The organism is Mucilaginibacter sp. A5337 (assembly GCF_059690695.1).
The window spans coordinates 913,410-933,026 of sequence record NZ_JCAWEC010000001.1 but is presented as its reverse complement, the minus strand read 5'-3'; the positions used below and the strand labels follow the sequence as shown (position 1 = coordinate 933,026).

The window sequence follows — 19,617 nt, the reverse complement described above, 5'->3', positions numbered from 1 at the left end:
GGTTACTTATGAAGATTGTATGAAATGGGAATATAGCATTATTTGGCAGTTTTTCCAGGTTCGATACCCGAAAAATCGACACCGCATTTGCAATTGCCGCCACAGCTTTTTTTAGTAGTGAGTGCCCGGTACATCATACGGCCGATGTAAAAAACAGCGCCTGCAAAAAGTATCGCGATAATGATGATTTGCATATTCATAAAGACAAAATTAAACATTATTTAATATATACGTACAGACAGGGTAATTAGTACAAAGTTTAACGGGGCATAAATGCAATTGTGCCGCCAACCCAATCGTAATCCTTGTTATAACGTACGCCTATCATTTTTCCGCGGCTTAAGCGCGCAAGATTAATGGCAAGCGTAGGCTTTTCATCCCCCTCGGGCCAAAGGTAAAGTAACCTGATCTCAGCTTTTACACCACCCTCAGGCGATTGTACAACAGGCTCATAATTTACCTTTTGCTGTAAGATCCAGTTGTCAGGATCGGTAATGGCCGTAATGTCTTCCTTACTAATATCAATAATTACCCCCTGACCTGCAAAAGAGAACAATGGTTTAAGTACATAGTTTTCCAAATCGGCAGGGATTTGCTTTAATTGGTGCAAAAACTGTGTTGGGGGGATGTAATCACCCGTTAAAAAGGGCATGGTAAATTTACTGATCCGGTAAAACCAGTTGGGGTGAGTGATCCATTCAACCTCAAGGGGCTGCCTGATATCGGCTACCTTGGTGAAGATCTCCGGATCGCCGGCTATCTCATCAAATATTAAACGATTATAAATCCGTTTAATTTGTTTCTTTTCATCGCCTGCTATATAATATAGCTTTTTGCCATCCTGGATCAGATCGCTTAAAGATACCACCGGTGTACCAATATATTTTTGAGTAAGATAGAAATCGACCGCCGTTTTTTGCTCCGGGGCACTCACATCCATCAGTACCACTTCATCGGGTTGGTAAGGGCCGAGAATTGTTTTTTTAAGCAGATCGAGATAACTTTCTTTATTCAATCCACTAAAAAAGATGGTTTCATCAGCAGCGATATCATAAACCTCACGGTAAGTATCTCCTAAATGTACCTGGAAACTGTAAAGGGAAGGGAAACCCTGCAATTCTATTAGTTTGGGTACGATATTACCCTGCTCATCTTTACAGATACCAAAATCCAAAGCGATAAAATGAGGGTGATCATTTTCGTTGGCCACCCGCCAAAAATCGGGAATGGCACGTTCGGTAATTTCTTTGAAATCGGGCCTCAGGATGGTATCCACGATGTCATTACCGGCAGCAATGAGCTTATCACGGAAATCAGCAGTCAAAAAAACGGGCGTTTCCGCAACGCGGAAGGGGACAGGTTCCTTTAAGCCGTTATTGAGTTTATCCAGGAATTGTGTGTATTTCTCTTCACTGAATGTTTCGTTAAAAGTTTTTCGGACTGATGGATTCATGATTAGCCCCTCTAAATCTCCCCTGAAGGGGAGACTTTTTTATTATGATTTATAATAAACTATTTATTCTTCTTTAACTTCTAAAAGTCCTCTCTCTTTAGGGGAGGGTTGGGTGGGGCCAACCGCTGCATCCAAAAAATTAGGGATCAGTGTATGCTGGGTATGTGTTATTTTATCCGGATCGTCGAGGCGTTCCAGCATCTCTTTATATTTAACCTCGCCATGCTCGCTGATCACATCCTGCTTTTTTTCTTCGCGAAGCAACATCCCTTTCATGCCCGCTGCATCTGCTTCGGGGTGGAACTGTGTTGCAAAGAAATAATCGTTATACCTGATGGCCATCATAGCCCTCGGCAAATCAACATGAGGGCGTTCTTTTTCAATCGCAACTAATTGCATGCCTAATTCTTTAAAACGTTTTTCATCGGGATTGATCACCTGCCAGCTGCGCGAATCAACAGCATAAAAAGGTTCGGCCAAACCTTCAAATAGTGGCTCGTTTAACCCGAGATCCGTTTTATTAACCGGCAGCACACCAAATGAGGGTGAGCGGCGCATATTAATATCACCCAGTTTATAATGGCGGCACATCAGCTGAAAAGAATGGCACACGAAGAACACATGTTTTTTGTTGGTATTATTTGACAGGTTATGGTCTTCCAGCTTATTAACCAGGTTAAAGTATTTCTTTTCCCACTCGGTACCCTCAGTTTCCAATGGATTGCCAGGCCCTCCGCTTGATATATAAATATCAAAATTGAGATCGGCCATTTCACATTTACGGCGTACATCAAAGATCTGGTAACTTAAATTCAGATCATGTTCGGTTTTATATCGCTTCAAAATATCCTGGAAACCGCGCATACCCTCGTTCGCTATCCCATCATACAAATCAAGTATGGCCACTTTTATTTCCGGTTTCATAAGCCCCCTCTAAATCTCCCCCTAAAGGGGAAGACTTTTAAATTTTTGTTTGTAATTAAATATTGACAGCCCTGCTCATTAAAGCCCTCTCCCTTTAGGGGAGGGTTTGGGTGGGGCCTACAACCCCTTCAAAGTTTGCGAAGTGATATAATCCACTACGTCGGCAAAGTTATTATTTTGCTGGTAAATGGCCAGTTGCCTGTCGGCACCGGTGCCATGCTCCAGGATATTGTGTACATATTGCAGGTCATCGCGAGAGCCAAGCTCATCAACCACATCGTCTACAAAATCAAGTAATTCCAATATCAGCGAGCGGGTATTCACCTCCATTTCCTTGCCAAAATCAATCATTTTACCGTCGATTCCGTAACGGGCAGCACGCCATTTATTTTCATTGATGAGCGCCCGCGAATAATTAATGAACTTCATGTTTTGCGCCCGCAACTTGTACAGTTTAGCACATAAAGCCTGGAATAAAGCGGTAAAAGCAATGGTTTCATCAACCAGCATGGGGCAATCGCAAATGCGGAATTCGATAGTTTCAAAGAAGGGGTGTACACGGATATCCCACCAAATTTTTTTGGCGTTATCAATGCAATTGGTTTTTACCAGCAGCTTAATGTAGCGGTCGTACTCTTCAATACTGCTGAAATAATCGGGGATGCCGGTACGCGGAAATTTGTCAAAAACTTTGGTGCGGAATGATTTAAAACCTGTATTTCGCCCTTCCCAAAACGGCGAATTGGTTGAAAGTGCGTACACATGCGGTAAAAAATAACGCACCTGGTTGGCGATATGAATAGCCATATCCCGCGACTGGATGCCCACATGTACATGCAGACCAAAAATGAGGTTTGAGCGGGCTGCTTCCTGCATCTCATCCACAATTTCGAAATACCTGGGGTTATCAGTAATTAACTGGTGTTGCCAGTGCGAAAAGGGATGTGTGCCCGCAGCACCAATCCGTAAGCCAATGTCTCCGGCCAGTTGCGCCACTGTAGTACGAAGCTTACTTACTTCTTTACGGGCTTCTTCGGTATTGCGGCAAATATGTGTGCCCACCTCAACTACGGCCTGGTGCATTTCGGCCTTTACCTGGTCTTCGTGGATTTTTTGGGCTGCATCCACAATTCTTTGCTCATGCGATTTAAGTTCCCGCGATACGGGATCAATCACCATAAATTCTTCTTCAACACCTAAGGTAAATTCGTTCATAATTGGTTGGGGTTAGTACTCTTCTTCTTCAAAACTCCCCTCTTGAGAGGGGGCGCGTTGGGCGGTGTGATGGAAGGGGTGTGTTTCTACACGCGATAACACACCCCTACACCCCTCTCTCAAGAGGGGAATCGCACATACCCTTATTTCTTAGCAGCCTTTTTAGGTTTAGGCGCTGCTTTTTCTTTTACGGCTGCTGCTTTAGCAACCGGCTCCTTCACAGCTGCGGCTTTCGCAACCGGTTCGTTCACCGCAGCAGCTTTTGCAACAGGTGCTTCAATTGCTTTAGCTTTCTTAGCTTTTCCTTCTGCTTCAATAGCATGGTCAACCACAGCTACTGAGACTTCAGCTTTAACGGCTTTTTTAACAGCTGCAACCAACGGTGTTTTAGCTGCCGAGGTTTTTACAAACTCACCCCAGGTAAGGTTGTCCAGGCCATCTTTTTGTTGTTTGGCGCGTTCAATGGCATAATCGGCAGCGGTTTCAACCACCCAGTCAAAGTTTTCCTGGCCTACACTGGTAACTTCGGCATCGGGGGCAGGGTTGCAGAAATCAATAGCATAAGGAATACCATCGCGAACGGCAAACTCAACAGTGTTAAAATCGTAACCTAAATATTGGTTTAATTTTATAACATAATCTTTAACGGTATCCAGCAGTTTTTTAGCTGCCGGTGCTTTACCATGTTCATAACGCAGGTGGTGCGGATTACGTGGCTCGTACTGCATAATGCGCACGTGTTTGCCGCCAATGCAATAGCAGCGGAAGTAATCGTCAAAAACAACCTCTTCCTGCAGCATCATAACATGTTGTTTGGTTTTATCGTATTTGCTGAAAAAATCTTTTTCATTTTCTACTTTGTAAACCTCTTTCCAGCCGCCGCCATCAAAAGGTTTCATGTAGGCCGGGAAACCAACATAATTAAAAATGCCGTTCCAGTCCAAGGGGTAAGCCAGGTTCCGGAAGGATTTGTTAGTAGTATCGTCGGGCAGCTCCTTTGATGGCAGGATCACTGTTTTAGGTACCGGAACCCCTATCTTTACAGCAAGGGCGTTGTTAAAGAATTTTTCATCAGCGCTCCACCAAAAAGGGTTGTTGATAACTGCCGTACCGCAAATAGCGGCGTTTTTTAAAGCCGCGCGATAGTAAGGCACATCCTGCGAAATGCGGTCAATGATTACAGCATAGTCAAGCGGTTCGGCCTGCATTACCTTATCCAGCCGTACAAATTCGGCGCTGATGTCTTTTTCTGCCTTTTGGTTCACACGATCAACAAATGCCTGTGGAAACGAATCTTCCTGTCCGAATAAGATACCGATTTTTTTCATGATAGTAGGTGTTTATATGTTTTTTTTTCTTTGGGCTTCTTAATTCACTAACTCACTAATTCATTAATTCAATAATTGGTTATTTAATCGTTGATAAATAATGCGGGAACATTTCGCGCCAGATGGGCCAGTCGTGATTGGCAAAAGGGCGGATATCCAGCCAGTGTTTAATGTTTTTTTGTTTTAAAATGTTTGAGAGCTGGATGTTATATCCTTTGCATATGTCATACTCGGATGTACCAAGTACAATGTTCATTTGCCAGAGGTCATGATGATTGCTGCCCGGCAAAAAATCAACCGGGTTGTTGTAAAAAATATTATCATCATAATAGCCATCGGTAAACATCTTAATATCGAAAGCTCCGCCCATAGTAAATAAATGCCGTACTTTTTCGGGGTGCTTGAACGCAAAATTGGCGGCATGATATCCGCCGAAACTACAGCCGGCAACAGCTACTTTACCAACGCCTGTTTCATGCATGGCCCACGGAATAAGTTCATTCATCAGCATACGGTCATACCCGGCATAGGTTTTGGCTCTGTCGGCTGGATGGATGCTTTTGTTATACCAGCTACGGTCATCAATGGTATCGGGGCAGTAAATCTTCACTAAACCATTGTCAACAAACCATTTTACACTTTCGATCAGGCCAAAATCTTTGTTTTGATAGTAGCGGCCTTTGGTGGTAGGAAAAAGTATTACGGGGTAACCACGGTCGCCGAAAACCAGCATTTCGAGGTCGGTGTTGGTGTTTGGAGAGTGCCAGCGGTGAAATTTTTCGGTCAAAGCAGTGTAGTTTTTATAATGATTGTAAGTTAGGAGGTTTGTTTGAAAAAGGCAACAGCCTGATAATATTAATCCTTAGCGGCCAAAAAGTAAAAAGTATAGCTTATTTTTGCGCCCTTAATTTTAATTTAGAAAGAGATGTACCCGGGCTGGCTTGATACTGAAATGACGATAACCGAACAAGATATAAACATAACTTCTGCATTACTTGGGCGGGAAGTGACTTTAACCATTCTGAAACCAGGGGATAACGATATTGCTGAACCGCTAAACCTGTTGTTGCTTAACGACGGGCAGGAACTTGAAAATCTGGGGCTAAAAAACACACTTGAAACATTATACAACACCAATCGCCTTAAACCGGTGCTGATCGTGGCTATTCATGCCGGTAATGACCGTCTGGACGAATATGGCATTGCCGGTAAACCCGATTTTAAAGGCCGTGGCGCTAAAGCTGATATCTATACACAATTTATAAAAGAAGAATTGTTGCCTCAACTGGAGCAATTGACAGGTTTTGATGAATTTGAAACAACAGCTTTCGCGGGTTTTTCGCTTGGCGGTTTATCTGCTTTTGATATTGTTTGGAACAACCCTTTACTGTTTGATAAGGTAGGTGTTTTTTCCGGCTCATTTTGGTGGAGGGGGAGAGATCTTGCCAAAGGTTATACTGATAATGACAGACTGATGCACCAGGTAATCAGGGAAACTAAAACCAAACCGGCGATTAGCGCCTGGCTGCAAACCGGTACCAAAGATGAAACCAGCGACCGCAATAAGAACGGCATTATTGATGCTATTGATGATACCATTGATCTGATCAAAGAAATGGAGATTAAAGGCTTTAAACGCCCGGAAGAAATTCAATATGTTGAAGTAATAGGAGGTACCCATGACACGGCTACCTGGGGCAAAGCAATGGCCAAGTTTTTGGTTTGGGCTTTTGGGAGATAAGGTGAAGCAACTTGTCTTTTGATACTTTGATTACATTAATTATCAACTATAACTTGTAAACACTTTATAATCTCATATATTAAGCGTACCTTTGCGCCAAATTTTAGGGAGCATTTTCATGCAAAAAATAAGAAATATCGCAATCATTGCGCACGTTGACCACGGTAAAACTACTTTGGTTGATAAAATCCTGCACAGCTGTGCCATTTTCAGGGACAATGAGCAAACCGGAGAGCTGATCCTCGACAACAACGACCTTGAACGTGAGCGTGGTATCACCATCGTTTCAAAAAACGTATCTGTAAGGTATAAAGATGTTAAGATCAACATTATTGATACCCCTGGTCACGCCGATTTTGGTGGCGAGGTTGAGCGTGTATTGAAAATGGCCGATGGTGTATTATTACTTTGCGACGCTTTTGAAGGTGCTATGCCTCAAACTCGTTTCGTAACTCAAAAAGCTTTGGCTTTAGGCCTTAAGCCAATTGTGGTTGTAAATAAAGTTGATAAAGAGAACTGTCGCCCTGAAGAAGTTTACGAACAAATTTTCGAATTATTCTTCAACCTTGAAGCTACCGAAGAGCAGCTGGATTTCCCGGTTATCTACGGTTCATCAAAACAAGGCTGGATGAGCACAGATTATAAAAAACCAACGGAAGATATCTTCCCGTTGATGGATGCTATATTAGAAAACATTCCACCGGCTCCTATTGCTGAAGGTACACTGCAAATGCAGATCACTTCGTTAGATTATTCTTCTTTCGTAGGTCGTATCGCTATCGGTCGTGTGGCTCGTGGCACTATCAAAGAAAACATGCCTGTATCTTTGGTAAAACGTGATGGTACCATCCAAAAATCAAGGATCAAAGAACTTTACACATTTGAAGGTTTGGGTAAAGTAAAAGCTACAGAAGTAAAATCTGGTGATATCTGCGCTGTAGTAGGTATTGATGGTTTTGACATTGGTGATACTATTGCCGATTTTGAAAACCCTGAACAATTAGAGGTTATCAAAATTGATGAGCCAACAATGAACATGTTGTTCACCATCAATAACTCACCTTTCTTTGGTAAAGAAGGTAAATTTGTTACTTCACGCCACGTGCGCGACCGTCTGTACAAAGAGATGGAGAAAAATCTGGCCTTGAAGGTTGTTGAAACCGAATCGCCTGACTCATACCTGGTTTATGGCCGTGGTATCCTTCACTTGTCTGTATTGATCGAAACTATGCGTCGTGAAGGTTACGAGCTACAGGTAGGTCAGCCACAGGTTATCGTTAAACACATTGATGGTGTTAAATGCGAGCCGGTTGAAACCCTTATAGTTGACGTACCGGGTGATGTTGCCGGTAAAGTAATTGAACTGGTAACACAACGTAAAGGTGACCTGTTGATCATGGAGCCAAAAGGCGATTTGCAGCACTTAGAGTTTGAAATCCCTTCACGTGGTATCATCGGTTTACGTAACAACGTATTGACCGCTACTGCAGGTGAAGCCATCATGGCACACCGCTTTAAAGCTTATGAGCCATGGAAAGGCCCAATCCCTGGCCGTTCAAATGGTGTATTGATCTCGATGGAAAAAGGTAACACAACTGCTTATGCAATTGACAAACTGCAGGATCGTGGCCGTTTCTTCGTTGATCCGGGTGTTGATATTTACGAAGGTCAGATCCTTGGTGAGCACATCCGCGATAACGATTTGGTGATCAACGTTGTTAAAGGTAAACAGTTAACCAACATGCGTGCATCAGGTAGTGATGATAACGTGCGTATTGCACCAGCTATCAAATTCTCATTAGAAGAATCAATGGAGTATATCCAGGCTGATGAATACATCGAAGTTACACCGCAAAGCATGCGTTTACGTAAAATCTACCTAACCGAAAACGAGCGTAAAGTAAACGCTAAAAGGTTTGTTAATCAATAATTGATTATAATATGTTTTTTGGAAGCCTCTCCGATTATTTGGAGGGGCTTTTTTGTGTTTATATATTCTTATTGCAGAGAGGGGGCGCCTACGGAGCCAAATACAGCTTTTATAATTTTGCTATAAACACGTCACTCCTCCGGAGTGCAAATCAATTGCAAATACCTACCCCGTAGGGGTGGCGTGTTTATAGAAGAAGAGAATTAATTTCAAGGCTCCGTAGGTGCCTCCTATTGCAAAAGCGACACCATGTTTAAATTCATGTTGAAATTATTACCTTTAATTTTATGGAACATTATGATAACCGAATTGACGCCTACATTGAAAAGTCGCCAGATTTTGCAAAGCCAATTTTAAACTACCTGAGGGTTGTAGTGCACGAAGCTTCGCCCATGATAACCGAAACGATGAAATGGAGCATGCCATTTTTTGATTACAAAGGTGTGGTTTGTAATATGGCTGCCTTCAAGCAGCATTGTTCATTTGGGTTTTGGAAAGCATCGTTATTATACGATCCGCAAAAGATACTGAGCCTGGCCGATCAGGCTGCCGGTAGCTTTGGCCGCTTAACTAGTATTGATGATCTGCCGCCGAAAGAAGTGCTGATCCAGTTTATACAACAGGCATTGGCCCTAAATGAAGATAATAAACCCAGGCCTGCCTCGCAGAAAAAGACGCCTGCCCAGCGCGATGAATTAGTTGTGCCGGATTACTTTGTGAAATTTTTAGAAGCCCACCCGCAGGCCTGGCTTAATCTGAACCAGTTTAGCTACTCGCAGAAAAAGGAATATATAGAGTGGATAACTGAAGCAAAGACAGAAGCCACTCGCCTTAAACGTATGGAAACAGCTGCGGAATGGCTTACCGAGGGTAAATCAAGGCATTGGAAGTATAAATAAAAAAGGAAAAGCTTATTTTACTTTATCCAACCTCGTTGGCTTCTCGCCAGGAAAGCTAAAGAGCATATACATTTTGTTCTCTTCTGTGTGGAAGGTTATATCGGCCCGTTCGTTTTCATACATAAAAAATGACGCTTTTGCATATGGTGCAATTACCATAGGTATTGCATCATTTTGGATGAAGTATAGCTTGCCCTCAGCAACGTAAGTCCTGAATTTGTTTTTGTCATCGCCGGTTATCTGGTAATTGCCTGCGTATTGTTCCAGTTGCTTTGCAGGTATATTAATAGCCTTATGTTGTTTGCAATAGGCAAATTTTATTGCGTTTTGCATTACTTGCGCCAAAGCTGCCCCGTGCCCGGCATTTGGGGTGATTGCCGTAGCGATGTCAAGCCCTTTACAATGTTGGCTTTCCATATAGGTTTTAAATTCCTCGATATTTCTGCTGGTTAAGAGCTCAAAAGAACCTACGCCTAAAAATACCCGGCTGTTAAGATCATGATTATTGGCAAAATATTTTTTTGCCGAAGGGATTAGTTCACTGCCACTGTTACCGGGCGCCCCTATAAAGATCATGTTAAACAGGTTGGGGTGCTCAAATAAAACCATGGTTGTGAACATGCCGCCAAAAGAATAGCCATATAAGGCTTTATTATCGTTTACACGATACTTGCTTTGTATAAATGGGATTACCTCCTGTTCAATAAATGAAATGAACTTTGGCCCGCCGGTAGCAGGGTTCAGGTCACGGCTACGCTGGTTGGGGCGGTTGCCATAGCCAATGCCTACTATAAGCGCCTCGGTGGTTTCATAGTCCTGCCTGAGCATGTTAAAGCAGTTCATGGCTACGGTCATGTTCCAGTCGCCATCGGTCATGTATAATACCGGGTATTTGGTTTTAGTAGTATCATATCCCGGCGGGAAATGTACATATAAAGTATAATCCTCACCAATGGTTTTTGAATGGTAATCCCATTGCACCATGTCCTTATCAGTAAAAGGGATAGGGGTATCACTTTTAACTTGTGCGTTTACAATGTTTTTAGCAAATAAAAACACAAATAGGATTATGCTGAGTTTTAGGTTTTGTTTTGACATGGCTATATCGGTTGTGTAATGAAGATAGCCTTAATTTACAAAAGGTTACAGCGATGTTGAAATAAAAAAGCGACGGCTTGTTATAATAACTTGCAGTAAGTTATAAACGATGTCATTTCGATGGAGCAGAGGATGGGCATGAGCGGCGGCGCGAAAGAGAAATCTTCTACATCATGTAAACCGCCTTGTATAGTTTGCAAAGTATGGCGCATAAGATTTCTCCTCGTTCCTCGTCGAAATGACAATTTTTTCTATTGGGTCTAAAAATCCAGCGGCCCTAATCTTTTCATATTCTTCATGATAAGATATTGCCTGTGCTTTAAATACTTGGTAGGGTTGGTGGCCGACCACTTTAGCGGGCTCGGGAAAATAACAGCAATAGCAGCTGCTTCCTGGCGGGTTAAATCCGACGCTGATTTATGGAAATAGGCCTGCGAAGCAGCCTCAACACCATAGATGCCATCGCCCATTTCAATTTCGTTGAGATAAACCTCCATAATGCGTTTTTTACTCCAGAAAGTTTCTATCAACACAGTAAAATAAGCTTCAATGCCTTTGCGAAGTATGGAACGGCCTTCCCATAGGAAAACGTTTTTGGCTACTTGCTGTGATATAGTGCTACCGCCAATCAGTTTTTTGCTGTGCGAGTTTTTTTCAATAGCTTTTTCAATAGCATTAAAATCGAAGCCATGGTGTTCCAGGAAAGTTTGATCTTCGGCGGCAACTGCAGCACGCTTCATGTTATCGGAGATGTCGTCAAAGTCTTTCCATTTTTTATCAATCTTCCATTCCTTGCCGGCAGATTTGCGCTGAAAGCCGCGTTCAATCATCAGCCAGGTAAAAGGCGGGTTAACAAAGCGGTAAAATATCACACCCAATAAACTCAGGCCGAAAAATAGCAGAAAAGCCAGTTTAAAGATCCTGAAGATAAGTTTAGGTATGCCGTAATATTTAGAATCCGATTTTGAATTTCGTGCGTTCGACTTCGATTTCTGGTTGTTTTTACTGAAGAACTTTAACACTGCTATAATATTTCCTTATAAAAAGAGAGGGCGTTTCGCGAAAGCAAAACACCCTCTAAAATTCTAAATTTTTTCCAGAAATCCGAAATAAATATTCTTGATTTCGGATTTCGAATTTTCGATTCCGGAGTTGTTTTATTTAATTCTGATCAAAAAAAAACAGGTGTTTTGAATTAACAAAACACCTGTTTAAATTTTTCAAAATCCGAAATCGAAACTCCGAATTCCGAAATATAATTATTCCGCTACTACTTCAAACGGAACCTGAACTTTAACTTCTTTGTGCAGGTTGATGTTGGCTACGTATTCACCAACAAATTTTGGCTCCTGGTCAAAAGTGATACGACGACGGTCAACTTCAAAACCTTCTTTTTTCAATGCATCAGCAATTTGGATAGTGTTGATTGCACCGAAGATTTTGCCAGTTTCGCCGGCTTTAGCACCAATGTTAAGTTTAACACCTTCTAAACGGGCTGCAATAGCATCGGCATCCTTACGGATTTTTTCTTGCTTAAATTGAGCTTGTTTTAAGTTTTCAGCTAAAACTTTACGTGCACTTTCAGTAGCTAATATGGCGTAGCCTTTTGGTAAAAGGTAGTTACGGCCATAACCTGGTTTCACATTTACGATATCGTCTTTATCACCCAGGTTTTTTACATCTTGTTTTAAAATAACTTCCATTTCTTAAATCTCCTATTATTTTAATGAATCTGTAACGTAAGGTAATAAACCGATGTGACGGGCGCGTTTAACAGCCTGAGCTACTTTGCGCTGGAATTTTAATGAAGTACCGGTTAAACGACGTGGTAATACTTTACCCTGATCGTTAATGAACTTTAATAAAAAGTTTGCGTCTTTGTAATCGATATACTTGATACCGTTCTTTTTGAAACGGCAGTATTTTTTGCGGTTATCCTCCACTTTTGGAGCGGTAACGTATTTAATTTGTTCGTTAGCCATTAGTTTGCTGCCTCCTCTGCTTTAGCTGCTGGTTTTTTGTTGAAAGCACCGCTGCGTTTTTTGTCATTGTAAGCAATGGCATGTTTGTCCAAAGCAATGGTCAGGAAACGCAATACACGCTCATCGCGCCTTAACTCTACCTCCAATTTGTTAATTAATTCACCCGGAGCCTTAAATTCAGTTAAGTGATAGTACCCTGTAGTTTTCTTTTGGATAGGGTACGCTAATTTTCTCAAACCCCAATTATCCTCCTGGACAATTTCGGCTCCGCCATCAGTTAAGATCTTGCTAAATTTGGCATTTGCCTCTTTAGCAACTTCTTCTGAAAGCAACGGGGTTAGAACGATCACGATTTCGTACTGTTGCATTATACTTGATTTTTAATTATTTACCCGCTATTAACGGGGCTGCAAATGTACAAATAGTTTTGTGATTTTCAAATGTTTTTAGTTCGTGATTTTTGATTGAGTTATTGTTTTTGATACTATATTTGGAATAATAAACCTTTAACAATAATAATAAGATGAAAGTATTTATAAGTTGGTCTGGTGATACGTCGAAAAATATTGCCGAAATTATAAGGCAATGGTTGCCAAGTGTGATTCAATCGGTAAAGCCATATTATTCCCCTGATGATATTACTAAAGGGACAAGATGGGGAACGGAGATATCGAAGGAATTAGATGATAGTAAAGTGGGGATAATTTGTCTTACGAAGGATAATCTAAACAGCGCGTGGATAATGTTTGAAGCTGGCGCTTTATCGAAAAATATTGATAGTTCAAAAGTATGTCCTATATTATTTGGAATTGATCCCGCAGATATTCAGGGGCCTTTAATCCAATTTCAAGCTGCAAAATTTAGTAAAGAGGAAATAAAGAAAGTCGCTCGTATGATTAACCAAGAGTTGGGCGACAGCTCATTAACAGTTGAGGTATTTGAAAATGTCTTTGAAATGTGGTGGCCAAAGTTATCTGAGAAAATTGAAGTGGAATTAAAAAAATCTCCTAAAAACGCTAATTCTAATGAAAAGGGACTTAGGGATGAAAGAGATTTATTAGAGGAAATATTGTCTTTGACGAGGAATTTGTCTATAACACGTGGGCGTTCTTTAGAAAGGCCAGAAGTGGCATTAGATCCAAGAGTTTTAGAAGATTTGGTGCTGGGTTTTTGCTCCATTATAAATAGTATATTGGAAAGAGATAATGGCTTACTATCAGACCATGTTGAAAGGCTATATGCTCCAATAAGGCATTTAGTAAACAGAAGTAATTTGAATGAAGAAATGCTGGAAGATTACGTACAAAAATTAAGAGATGCTCGAGATTTAATTAATGCAAATGCTTTTTCTAAAGGCTTTAAAAAGTTCAGCGATAATCGTAAAGAAAAGGTAGATTCGTAATTTTCAGTGAATAAAAATAAACTTGCGTAAAACAACTGTTATAGTTTGGGGTTTCAGAAATATAAAATCTTTAATCTATGCAATTCGTAACTGTTCAAACAGAAAAAGCTAGTCCACTTTCGTTTGATGAGATCCTGATGTACGGGGGAGGAGATGATCCTCTTGAAGGCGACTGGAACGATCAGGAAGATGAGGATTTTGACGATATACTTGATGATAAGGAAGATCTGCATGAAATACAGGTAGATGATGATATGGGGGAACCCGATCCTGAAGATGATGATCATTTGCCCGATGATGATTTGCAATAAAGGCATCAGCTGTTAGCCGCTGCAAATAATTCGTCAAGCTTTAATACAAAACCTGGTAATATCGGTGTGGTAACCTCATCCCCTGTAGTAAGTAAACGGGAGGCCTGATACCGGTTTTCAACAAGGCTGTATCTGAGAAAAGTTTTCTCGGATGGATGAATGATCCAGTATTCAAGCACCCCGTTTTCTTCGTACACTTCGTATTTGTTTTGCAATTCTTTCTTGTTGTTTCCGGGCGATAAAATTTCAACCACAATATCAGGAGCCCCGAGACAACCTTTTTCATCAATTTTTAGGGGGTTACAAACCACACTGATGTCGGGTTGTACAACAGTTTGTATATCCTTATTATTTATAGAGCGTTTATTTAATCTTACGTCAAAAGGCGCATGAAATACTTTACAGGGTTTTCCTTTTAGATAATTATAAAGTTCAGCAAAAATGGCTCCTGAAATTAATTGATGCACCGATCCCGGAGCCGGACTCATTTTAAAGATCTTTCCTTTAATAAGCTCCAGTCGTTCGTCAAATGTCCACTTCAGATAGTCAGCGTAAGTGTAAGTTTTTGATACATCAAGATCGGATAATTGCATAGTTTTTGGCGCTTATTTCAAAATTAAGGTTTTTAACGGATATGAGTGTTCAAAATTTTAGCAAAAGCGCTCTTTCACCAAATCTAATTTCTCACTACCTTAGCACTTGTGGATAATTTCATTGTTTCGGCCCGTAAGTATCGCCCGGCTACTTTTGAAACCGTTGTTGGTCAGCAACATATAACCAATACGCTCAAAAACGCTATAAAAAATAACCAGCTGGCACAGGCATTTTTGTTCTGTGGGCCGCGTGGTGTGGGTAAAACTACCTGTGCCCGGATCCTGGCTAAAACTATTAACTGCACCAATTTGCAGCCTAATGGTGAAGCCTGTGGCGAGTGTGCGTCATGCAAAGCCTTTGAAAATGGAAACTCCTTTAATGTTCACGAACTTGATGCTGCATCCAACAACTCGGTTGATGATATCCGCAGTTTAATTGAGCAGGTGAGGATTCCGCCACAGGCAGCACGCTACAAGGTTTATATTATTGATGAGGTGCACATGTTATCGCAGGCCGCTTTTAACGCGTTCCTGAAAACGCTTGAGGAGCCGCCTCATTATGCCATATTTATATTAGCCACTACCGAAAAGCATAAAATTCTTCCAACTATTCTATCCCGCTGCCAGATCTTTGATTTTAACCGCATCAGGGTTGAGGATATGGCCGGGCACCTGGCATCAATTGCCGGCAAGGAGAATATCAGTTATGAACCGGATGGCTTGCACATTATTGCGCAAAAGGCCGACGGAGGTTTGCGCGACGCGCTTTCCATGTTCGACCAGATTGTAAGCTTTTCCGGTGGAAAAGTCACTTATCGTTCGGTTATCGATAACCTGAACATACTGGATTATGATTACTACTTTAATATAACCGAAAGCCTGCTTAAGGAGGATACCGCAAAAGTATTAGTGTTTTTTGACGAGATCCTTTCGCGCGGGTTTGACGGTGCTCATTTTATAGCGGGCCTTTCCGAACATTTCCGAAACCTGTTAGTTGGAAAGGATCAATCAACAATAAAACTGCTTGAAGTAAGCGAGGGCATCAGGACAAAATATCTGCAGCAATCGCAGCACGCATCGGTTTCGTTTTTGCTCTCGGCCATGAATATCGCCAACCAGTGCGATATCAGTTATAAGCTCAGCAAAAACCAACGGCTGCAGGTTGAGTTAGCGTTACTCAAGATGTGCCATCTGCCATCGGTATTTAACCTGGCAACCACACCGCTAACAGTAACGCCCGCTACCGACGGGGGATTAAAAAAAAAACCTGATACCTCAGCAATAACGCCTGCTAATAGCACCCCGGCAAGCCCTGCTGTATCTATAGCAAGCGAGGCCGCCCCTATATACAACACACCTGTAAAAGAAACAGCAACACCGGTTGCACAAGCAAAAGACACCTCGCCAGCCGAAAAACCCAGGATAGTAATGCCGTTGCGCAGTACGCTTACGCCTTCATTAACCGGCGAGGTAAAAACGCAGGAGCAATTACTTGAAGAGGAAGATCCTTATTTAAAAGGCGATGATAAAGAGGATTTTACCATGGATGCGTTTTTGCAATGCTGGAGTGATTTTGCAGCATACGCAAAAAAAGAAGGGAAGAAAAATCTGGTAACCATTTTTACATCCAATGCACCGCGTATGCTGAAGCCTTACGTTTTTGAGGTAATAGTAGGCAATATGGTGCAGGAAAATATTTTCAGGGATGAAAAGCCGATTATGCTTAATTATCTGCGCAGTAACCTCAAGAATTTTACTATTGAGGTAAATGCCCGGGTTGATGAGCAAAAAGTAGTACGCAAACCTTATACCGCACCCGAAAAGTTTCAGCATATGGCAGCCCGTAACCCGGAGCTGCTGGAATTAAAGAGCAGGTTTAATCTCGACTTTGATTAACTGTTGAGTTGTGTAACTAATTAAAATTTACAACTCAACAGTTAACAAAATTATTTCAGATGTTCCCTGTCGTTTTTGGGGTACCCTTCCTCGTCAAGATCATCCCGGTCATCTTCGGGCGTATGAGATAAGGCGGCATCAACAGGATCAACTTCAACACTTTCTCCATTATCAATGTGCATTCCTAATTCATCTACATCAGTTTCAAGCGAACGGTCTTCATCAAATTCGCCATCAACATCGTATGGGTTTGCTTCATCATAAGTGGAGTTAAAATCCTCGCCGTTTTTTGCTGTGGTATGATATGGATCGGGATGGTCATAATCCGGATCATCACTTTTAACGTCGTATTCGTAGCTGTTATCGTCGGGATTGTAGCTAAGATCTTCTGTATCGATTGTTTCTCCCAATTCGTCCCTCAGCGTTTCGTCGCGATCGGGGAGATCGTCATTGAAACCTGCTTCGTCAATTTGATCGTTGTTCATAGTTCTGTGTTTTTATAATATAAATATACACAGTAAAAACCCTGCCAAAAAGCAAATCAAGTTAAAAAAAAGATTTTTACTTAAAGCTTAATAATGGATTTGTTTTCGGTACGAAGTAACGCCACCGATAGCAAATTTAAAGCCTAATGTAATTTGTGAATATGCGTCATTATGAGCTCCGGCAACATAGCCGTCAAGATTATCGCCCATGATAAAGTTGTATTGATAACCCAGGTCAATTTTAACGGAAGGCTGATTGTAGCTGTTAAAAAACTTAAACTCATAACCTAAGCGTACCGGTATAAATATTTCATTTGTTTTAGGTGTAAAAGGTAATACCTGGTCATGCTCCAATAAAAGGGCATCGTCTGTCCTGTACACAACGTTATTATTGATATATCCCAAACCCGAGGATACATAGAGGTTTTTAAAGGCGTTTGCAACAGCACTTTTCGAGTAGTCAATTAACTCGCCTGCCTGTACCTGCACCCTGAATGAGTAAGCACTGAAATGATTTTCAAACTGCCTTTGTGTAGCAGTATTGGGCGAACCTCCCTTTAACCGGCCTACTTCTAAATTTACTATATAATTTAAAAAGGGGCTTTGGTTGTAGGTAAAGTTAAGATTTATAGAGGGGGTTGTTTTTAGAGATTGTACATCAACCGAGCTGGCCTGATTAATACCTGCAGCAAAGCCAACATCATATTGGGCGTAATCAAAACCTATCTGGGCTTTTGCTAAAAATGATACGGAACACAACAGGATTATAATGGAGGTTTTTAGTATGAGTTTTATCATAATGAACGATAACTCCGGTTAAAAGGAGTTTGTTTTATGGTAAGCGTTTTTATTTTATAAAAATAGCACCAAAGTTTATAAAAACAACAATGCTGGTAGTAATAATTGTCATTATAACGAAATCTATAATTTTTCATTGCATTATTTGATAAAATTGATAAAGTCAATTTTATATATTTGGCCGTTTGTATAACAAAAACCACATCAGGCATGTCAAAAATAAAAGTAGAGAATCCGGTAGTTGAACTGGATGGCGATGAAATGACCCGAATTATCTGGAAATTCATCAAAGACAAATTGATTACCCCGTATCTTGATCTTGATATCAAATACTATGACTTGGGTATCGAGTACCGCGACCAAACCGACGACCAGGTAACTATTGACGCAGCTAACGCTATTAAACAATATGGCGTTGGTATCAAATGCGCTACTATTACTCCCGACGAAGCAAGGGTTGCTGAGTTTGGGTTAAAACAAATGTGGAAATCACCAAACGGAACTATCCGTAACATCCTGGATGGTACAGTTTTTCGTGAGCCGATCGTTATGTCAAATGTACCTCGTTTGGTACCTAACTGGACAGCTCCTATCTGTATCGGTCGTCATGCTTTTGGTGATCAGTACCGTGCTACTGATTTCTTAACCAAAGGTAAAGGTAAACTTACTGTTAAGTTTACTCCTGAAGATGGAGGCCCTGAGCAATCATACGAAGTATTTAACTTCAAAGGTGATGGTGTTGCATTAACCATGTACAATACCGATGAGTCTATCAGAGGTTTTGCTCATGCCTGCTTTAACCAGGCTTTAATGAAAGGCTGGCCTTTATACCTTTCAACCAAAAATACCATCCTTAAAAAATATGATGGCCGCTTCAAAGATATTTTTGAAGAGATCTATCAAAATGATTACAAACAGAAGTTTGACGCTGCTGGCATCACTTACGAGCACCGCTTAATTGATGACATGGTTGCATCGGCCCTGAAATGGAACGGTAACTTTGTTTGGGCTTGTAAAAACTATGACGGCGACGTCCAGTCTGATACTGTAGCACAAGGCTTTGGTTCATTGGGTTTAATGACCTCAACTTTGGTTACCCCGGACGGTACCGTAATGGAAGCCGAAGCTGCCCATGGTACAGTAACCCGTCACTATCGTGACCACCAGGCTGGTAAACCAACCTCAACTAACCCGATTGCATCTATCTTTGCATGGACAAGAGGTTTGGAATTCCGTGGTATCCTGGATAAAAACACAGAATTAATCAACTTCTGCAAAGCTTTGGAAGAAGTTTGTATCGAAACAGTTGAAAGCGGCAAAATGACCAAAGATTTGGCCATCACTATTAAACCAAAAGTGGAGCATGGTACCGATTACCTGTACACTGAAGAGTTTTTAGCTGCAATTGACGAGAACCTGAAAAAACGCTTAGGTAAGTAATTTTCCGATAGCTTTATATTAAGAAGCCCGTGCATGAGCATGGGCTTTTTTGTTATACAACATATTAAGTAAATCAATTTAGCATTTTCAATTAAACATTTAACTCCTAACTTAGCAGGCAA

Annotated in this window: 21 protein-coding genes; 7 read left to right on the top strand and 14 right to left on the bottom strand. The window is 41.2% G+C overall.

Annotated elements, in window-relative coordinates; translation table 11 throughout:
* Positions 1-38 precede the first annotated feature (38 nt).
* The 6 genes from AC59JO_RS03830 to AC59JO_RS03805 all read right to left on the bottom strand — a co-directional run bounded on the left by AC59JO_RS03830 (position 39) and on the right by AC59JO_RS03805 (position 5,707).
* Entirely contained in the window at positions 39-200 is a 162-nt protein-coding gene (locus AC59JO_RS03830; protein WP_091218164.1) for a FeoB-associated Cys-rich membrane protein, read from the bottom strand.
* Positions 201-259: 59 nt separating this feature from the next.
* Complete coding sequence (locus AC59JO_RS03825) at positions 260-1,453, bottom strand: hypothetical protein (RefSeq protein WP_497303524.1); 1,194 nt, start codon at positions 1,451-1,453, stop codon at positions 260-262.
* A gap of 63 nt (positions 1,454-1,516) precedes the next feature.
* Positions 1,517-2,377 (bottom strand): type 1 glutamine amidotransferase, encoded by an 861-nt coding sequence (locus tag AC59JO_RS03820; protein WP_497303522.1) that lies wholly within the window; start codon positions 2,375-2,377, stop codon positions 1,517-1,519.
* Between the two features lie 117 nt (positions 2,378-2,494).
* Positions 2,495-3,592 (bottom strand): carboxylate-amine ligase, encoded by a 1,098-nt coding sequence (locus AC59JO_RS03815; RefSeq protein WP_413669272.1) that lies wholly within the window; start codon positions 3,590-3,592, stop codon positions 2,495-2,497.
* 143 nt (positions 3,593-3,735) lie between these two features.
* Entirely contained in the window at positions 3,736-4,920 is a 1,185-nt protein-coding gene (locus AC59JO_RS03810; protein ID WP_497303520.1) for an ATP-grasp domain-containing protein, read from the bottom strand.
* Positions 4,921-4,999: 79 nt separating this feature from the next.
* On the bottom strand, positions 5,000-5,707 hold the full coding sequence (locus AC59JO_RS03805; RefSeq protein ID WP_497303518.1) for an alpha/beta fold hydrolase: 708 nt from the start codon (positions 5,705-5,707) through the stop codon (positions 5,000-5,002).
* Between the two features lie 138 nt (positions 5,708-5,845).
* Between AC59JO_RS03805 and AC59JO_RS03800 the strand changes: the two genes are divergently transcribed.
* The 3 genes from AC59JO_RS03800 to AC59JO_RS03790 all read left to right on the top strand — a co-directional run bounded on the left by AC59JO_RS03800 (position 5,846) and on the right by AC59JO_RS03790 (position 9,490).
* A complete protein-coding gene (locus tag AC59JO_RS03800; protein ID WP_497303516.1) occupies positions 5,846-6,661 on the top strand; it encodes an alpha/beta hydrolase in 816 nt (271 codons plus the stop codon).
* Between the two features lie 118 nt (positions 6,662-6,779).
* Positions 6,780-8,591 carry a translational GTPase TypA gene (gene typA, locus AC59JO_RS03795; RefSeq protein WP_413669266.1) on the top strand — a complete coding sequence of 604 codons (1,812 nt, stop codon included), beginning with the start codon at positions 6,780-6,782 and terminating at the stop codon, positions 8,589-8,591.
* A 287-nt stretch (positions 8,592-8,878) separates the two neighbouring features.
* Positions 8,879-9,490 (top strand): YdeI/OmpD-associated family protein, encoded by a 612-nt coding sequence (locus tag AC59JO_RS03790; protein ID WP_413669265.1) that lies wholly within the window; start codon positions 8,879-8,881, stop codon positions 9,488-9,490.
* 12 nt (positions 9,491-9,502) lie between these two features.
* Here AC59JO_RS03790 and AC59JO_RS03785 read toward each other — a convergent pair whose 3' ends face one another.
* The 5 genes from AC59JO_RS03785 to rpsF all read right to left on the bottom strand — a co-directional run bounded on the left by AC59JO_RS03785 (position 9,503) and on the right by rpsF (position 12,938).
* On the bottom strand, positions 9,503-10,588 hold the full coding sequence (locus tag AC59JO_RS03785) for an alpha/beta hydrolase (RefSeq protein WP_497303514.1): 1,086 nt from the start codon (positions 10,586-10,588) through the stop codon (positions 9,503-9,505).
* 260 nt (positions 10,589-10,848) lie between these two features.
* Positions 10,849-11,517, bottom strand: a complete 669-nt coding sequence (mtgA, locus tag AC59JO_RS03780; protein WP_394339793.1) for a monofunctional biosynthetic peptidoglycan transglycosylase — start codon at positions 11,515-11,517, stop codon at positions 10,849-10,851.
* A gap of 330 nt (positions 11,518-11,847) precedes the next feature.
* Entirely contained in the window at positions 11,848-12,291 is a 444-nt protein-coding gene (gene rplI, locus AC59JO_RS03775) for a 50S ribosomal protein L9 (protein WP_090528515.1), read from the bottom strand.
* 15 nt (positions 12,292-12,306) lie between these two features.
* A complete protein-coding gene (gene rpsR, locus AC59JO_RS03770; RefSeq protein WP_022833472.1) occupies positions 12,307-12,570 on the bottom strand; it encodes a 30S ribosomal protein S18 in 264 nt (87 codons plus the stop codon).
* Positions 12,570-12,938, bottom strand: coding sequence for a 30S ribosomal protein S6 (rpsF, locus tag AC59JO_RS03765; RefSeq protein WP_091218122.1), 369 nt, complete (start codon positions 12,936-12,938; stop codon positions 12,570-12,572). Before rpsF ends, rpsR begins: the two co-directional genes overlap by 1 nt.
* Positions 12,939-13,093: 155 nt before the next feature.
* On the opposite strand from rpsF, the gene AC59JO_RS03760 reads away from it, so the two are divergent.
* Together AC59JO_RS03760 and AC59JO_RS03755 are read left to right on the top strand one after the other, a co-directional pair.
* A complete protein-coding gene (locus AC59JO_RS03760; RefSeq protein WP_497303510.1) occupies positions 13,094-13,972 on the top strand; it encodes a toll/interleukin-1 receptor domain-containing protein in 879 nt (292 codons plus the stop codon).
* Positions 13,973-14,049: 77 nt separating this feature from the next.
* A complete protein-coding gene (locus AC59JO_RS03755) occupies positions 14,050-14,283 on the top strand; it encodes a hypothetical protein (RefSeq protein ID WP_497303508.1) in 234 nt (77 codons plus the stop codon).
* Positions 14,284-14,288: 5 nt separating this feature from the next.
* Here the strand turns inward: AC59JO_RS03755 and AC59JO_RS03750 are convergent, their stop codons facing one another.
* The gene (locus AC59JO_RS03750; RefSeq protein ID WP_413669262.1) at positions 14,289-14,876 is read right to left on the bottom strand and encodes a Uma2 family endonuclease; all 588 of its coding nucleotides are present in this window, start codon (positions 14,874-14,876) and stop codon (positions 14,289-14,291) included.
* Positions 14,877-14,984: 108 nt separating this feature from the next.
* Between AC59JO_RS03750 and AC59JO_RS03745 the strand changes: the two genes are divergently transcribed.
* Positions 14,985-16,772 carry a DNA polymerase III subunit gamma/tau gene (locus AC59JO_RS03745; protein WP_413669261.1) on the top strand — a complete coding sequence of 596 codons (1,788 nt, stop codon included), beginning with the start codon at positions 14,985-14,987 and terminating at the stop codon, positions 16,770-16,772.
* A 50-nt stretch (positions 16,773-16,822) separates the two neighbouring features.
* Here AC59JO_RS03745 and AC59JO_RS03740 read toward each other — a convergent pair whose 3' ends face one another.
* Together AC59JO_RS03740 and AC59JO_RS03735 are read right to left on the bottom strand one after the other, a co-directional pair.
* On the bottom strand, positions 16,823-17,257 hold the full coding sequence (locus tag AC59JO_RS03740; protein WP_413669260.1) for a hypothetical protein: 435 nt from the start codon (positions 17,255-17,257) through the stop codon (positions 16,823-16,825).
* Positions 17,258-17,344: 87 nt separating this feature from the next.
* Positions 17,345-18,055, bottom strand: coding sequence for a hypothetical protein (locus AC59JO_RS03735; RefSeq protein WP_413669259.1), 711 nt, complete (start codon positions 18,053-18,055; stop codon positions 17,345-17,347).
* A 210-nt stretch (positions 18,056-18,265) separates the two neighbouring features.
* Between AC59JO_RS03735 and AC59JO_RS03730 the strand changes: the two genes are divergently transcribed.
* Entirely contained in the window at positions 18,266-19,495 is a 1,230-nt protein-coding gene (locus tag AC59JO_RS03730; protein ID WP_497303505.1) for an NADP-dependent isocitrate dehydrogenase, read from the top strand.
* Positions 19,496-19,617 lie beyond the last annotated feature (122 nt).

Bases quoted from the DNA above. Each gene is read 5' to 3' on its own strand.
- AC59JO_RS03830 (WP_091218164.1), bottom strand. From the start codon at position 200: ATGAATATGCAAATCATCATTATCGCGATACTTTTTGCAGGCGCTGTT.
- AC59JO_RS03825 (WP_497303524.1), bottom strand. From the start codon at position 1,453: ATGAATCCATCAGTCCGAAAAACTTTTAACGAAACATTCAGTGAAGAG.
- AC59JO_RS03820 (WP_497303522.1), bottom strand. From the start codon at position 2,377: ATGAAACCGGAAATAAAAGTGGCCATACTTGATTTGTATGATGGGATA.
- AC59JO_RS03815 (WP_413669272.1), bottom strand. From the start codon at position 3,592: ATGAACGAATTTACCTTAGGTGTTGAAGAAGAATTTATGGTGATTGAT.
- AC59JO_RS03810 (WP_497303520.1), bottom strand. From the start codon at position 4,920: ATGAAAAAAATCGGTATCTTATTCGGACAGGAAGATTCGTTTCCACAG.
- AC59JO_RS03800 (WP_497303516.1), top strand. From the start codon at position 5,846: ATGTACCCGGGCTGGCTTGATACTGAAATGACGATAACCGAACAAGAT.
- typA (WP_413669266.1), top strand. From the start codon at position 6,780: ATGCAAAAAATAAGAAATATCGCAATCATTGCGCACGTTGACCACGGT.
- AC59JO_RS03790 (WP_413669265.1), top strand. From the start codon at position 8,879: ATGGAACATTATGATAACCGAATTGACGCCTACATTGAAAAGTCGCCA.
- AC59JO_RS03785 (WP_497303514.1), bottom strand. From the start codon at position 10,588: ATGTCAAAACAAAACCTAAAACTCAGCATAATCCTATTTGTGTTTTTA.
- rplI (WP_090528515.1), bottom strand. From the start codon at position 12,291: ATGGAAGTTATTTTAAAACAAGATGTAAAAAACCTGGGTGATAAAGAC.
- rpsR (WP_022833472.1), bottom strand. From the start codon at position 12,570: ATGGCTAACGAACAAATTAAATACGTTACCGCTCCAAAAGTGGAGGAT.
- rpsF (WP_091218122.1), bottom strand. From the start codon at position 12,938: ATGCAACAGTACGAAATCGTGATCGTTCTAACCCCGTTGCTTTCAGAA.
- AC59JO_RS03760 (WP_497303510.1), top strand. From the start codon at position 13,094: ATGAAAGTATTTATAAGTTGGTCTGGTGATACGTCGAAAAATATTGCC.
- AC59JO_RS03755 (WP_497303508.1), top strand. From the start codon at position 14,050: ATGCAATTCGTAACTGTTCAAACAGAAAAAGCTAGTCCACTTTCGTTT.
- AC59JO_RS03750 (WP_413669262.1), bottom strand. From the start codon at position 14,876: ATGCAATTATCCGATCTTGATGTATCAAAAACTTACACTTACGCTGAC.
- AC59JO_RS03740 (WP_413669260.1), bottom strand. From the start codon at position 17,257: ATGAACAACGATCAAATTGACGAAGCAGGTTTCAATGACGATCTCCCC.
- AC59JO_RS03735 (WP_413669259.1), bottom strand. From the start codon at position 18,055: ATGATAAAACTCATACTAAAAACCTCCATTATAATCCTGTTGTGTTCC.
- AC59JO_RS03730 (WP_497303505.1), top strand. From the start codon at position 18,266: ATGTCAAAAATAAAAGTAGAGAATCCGGTAGTTGAACTGGATGGCGAT.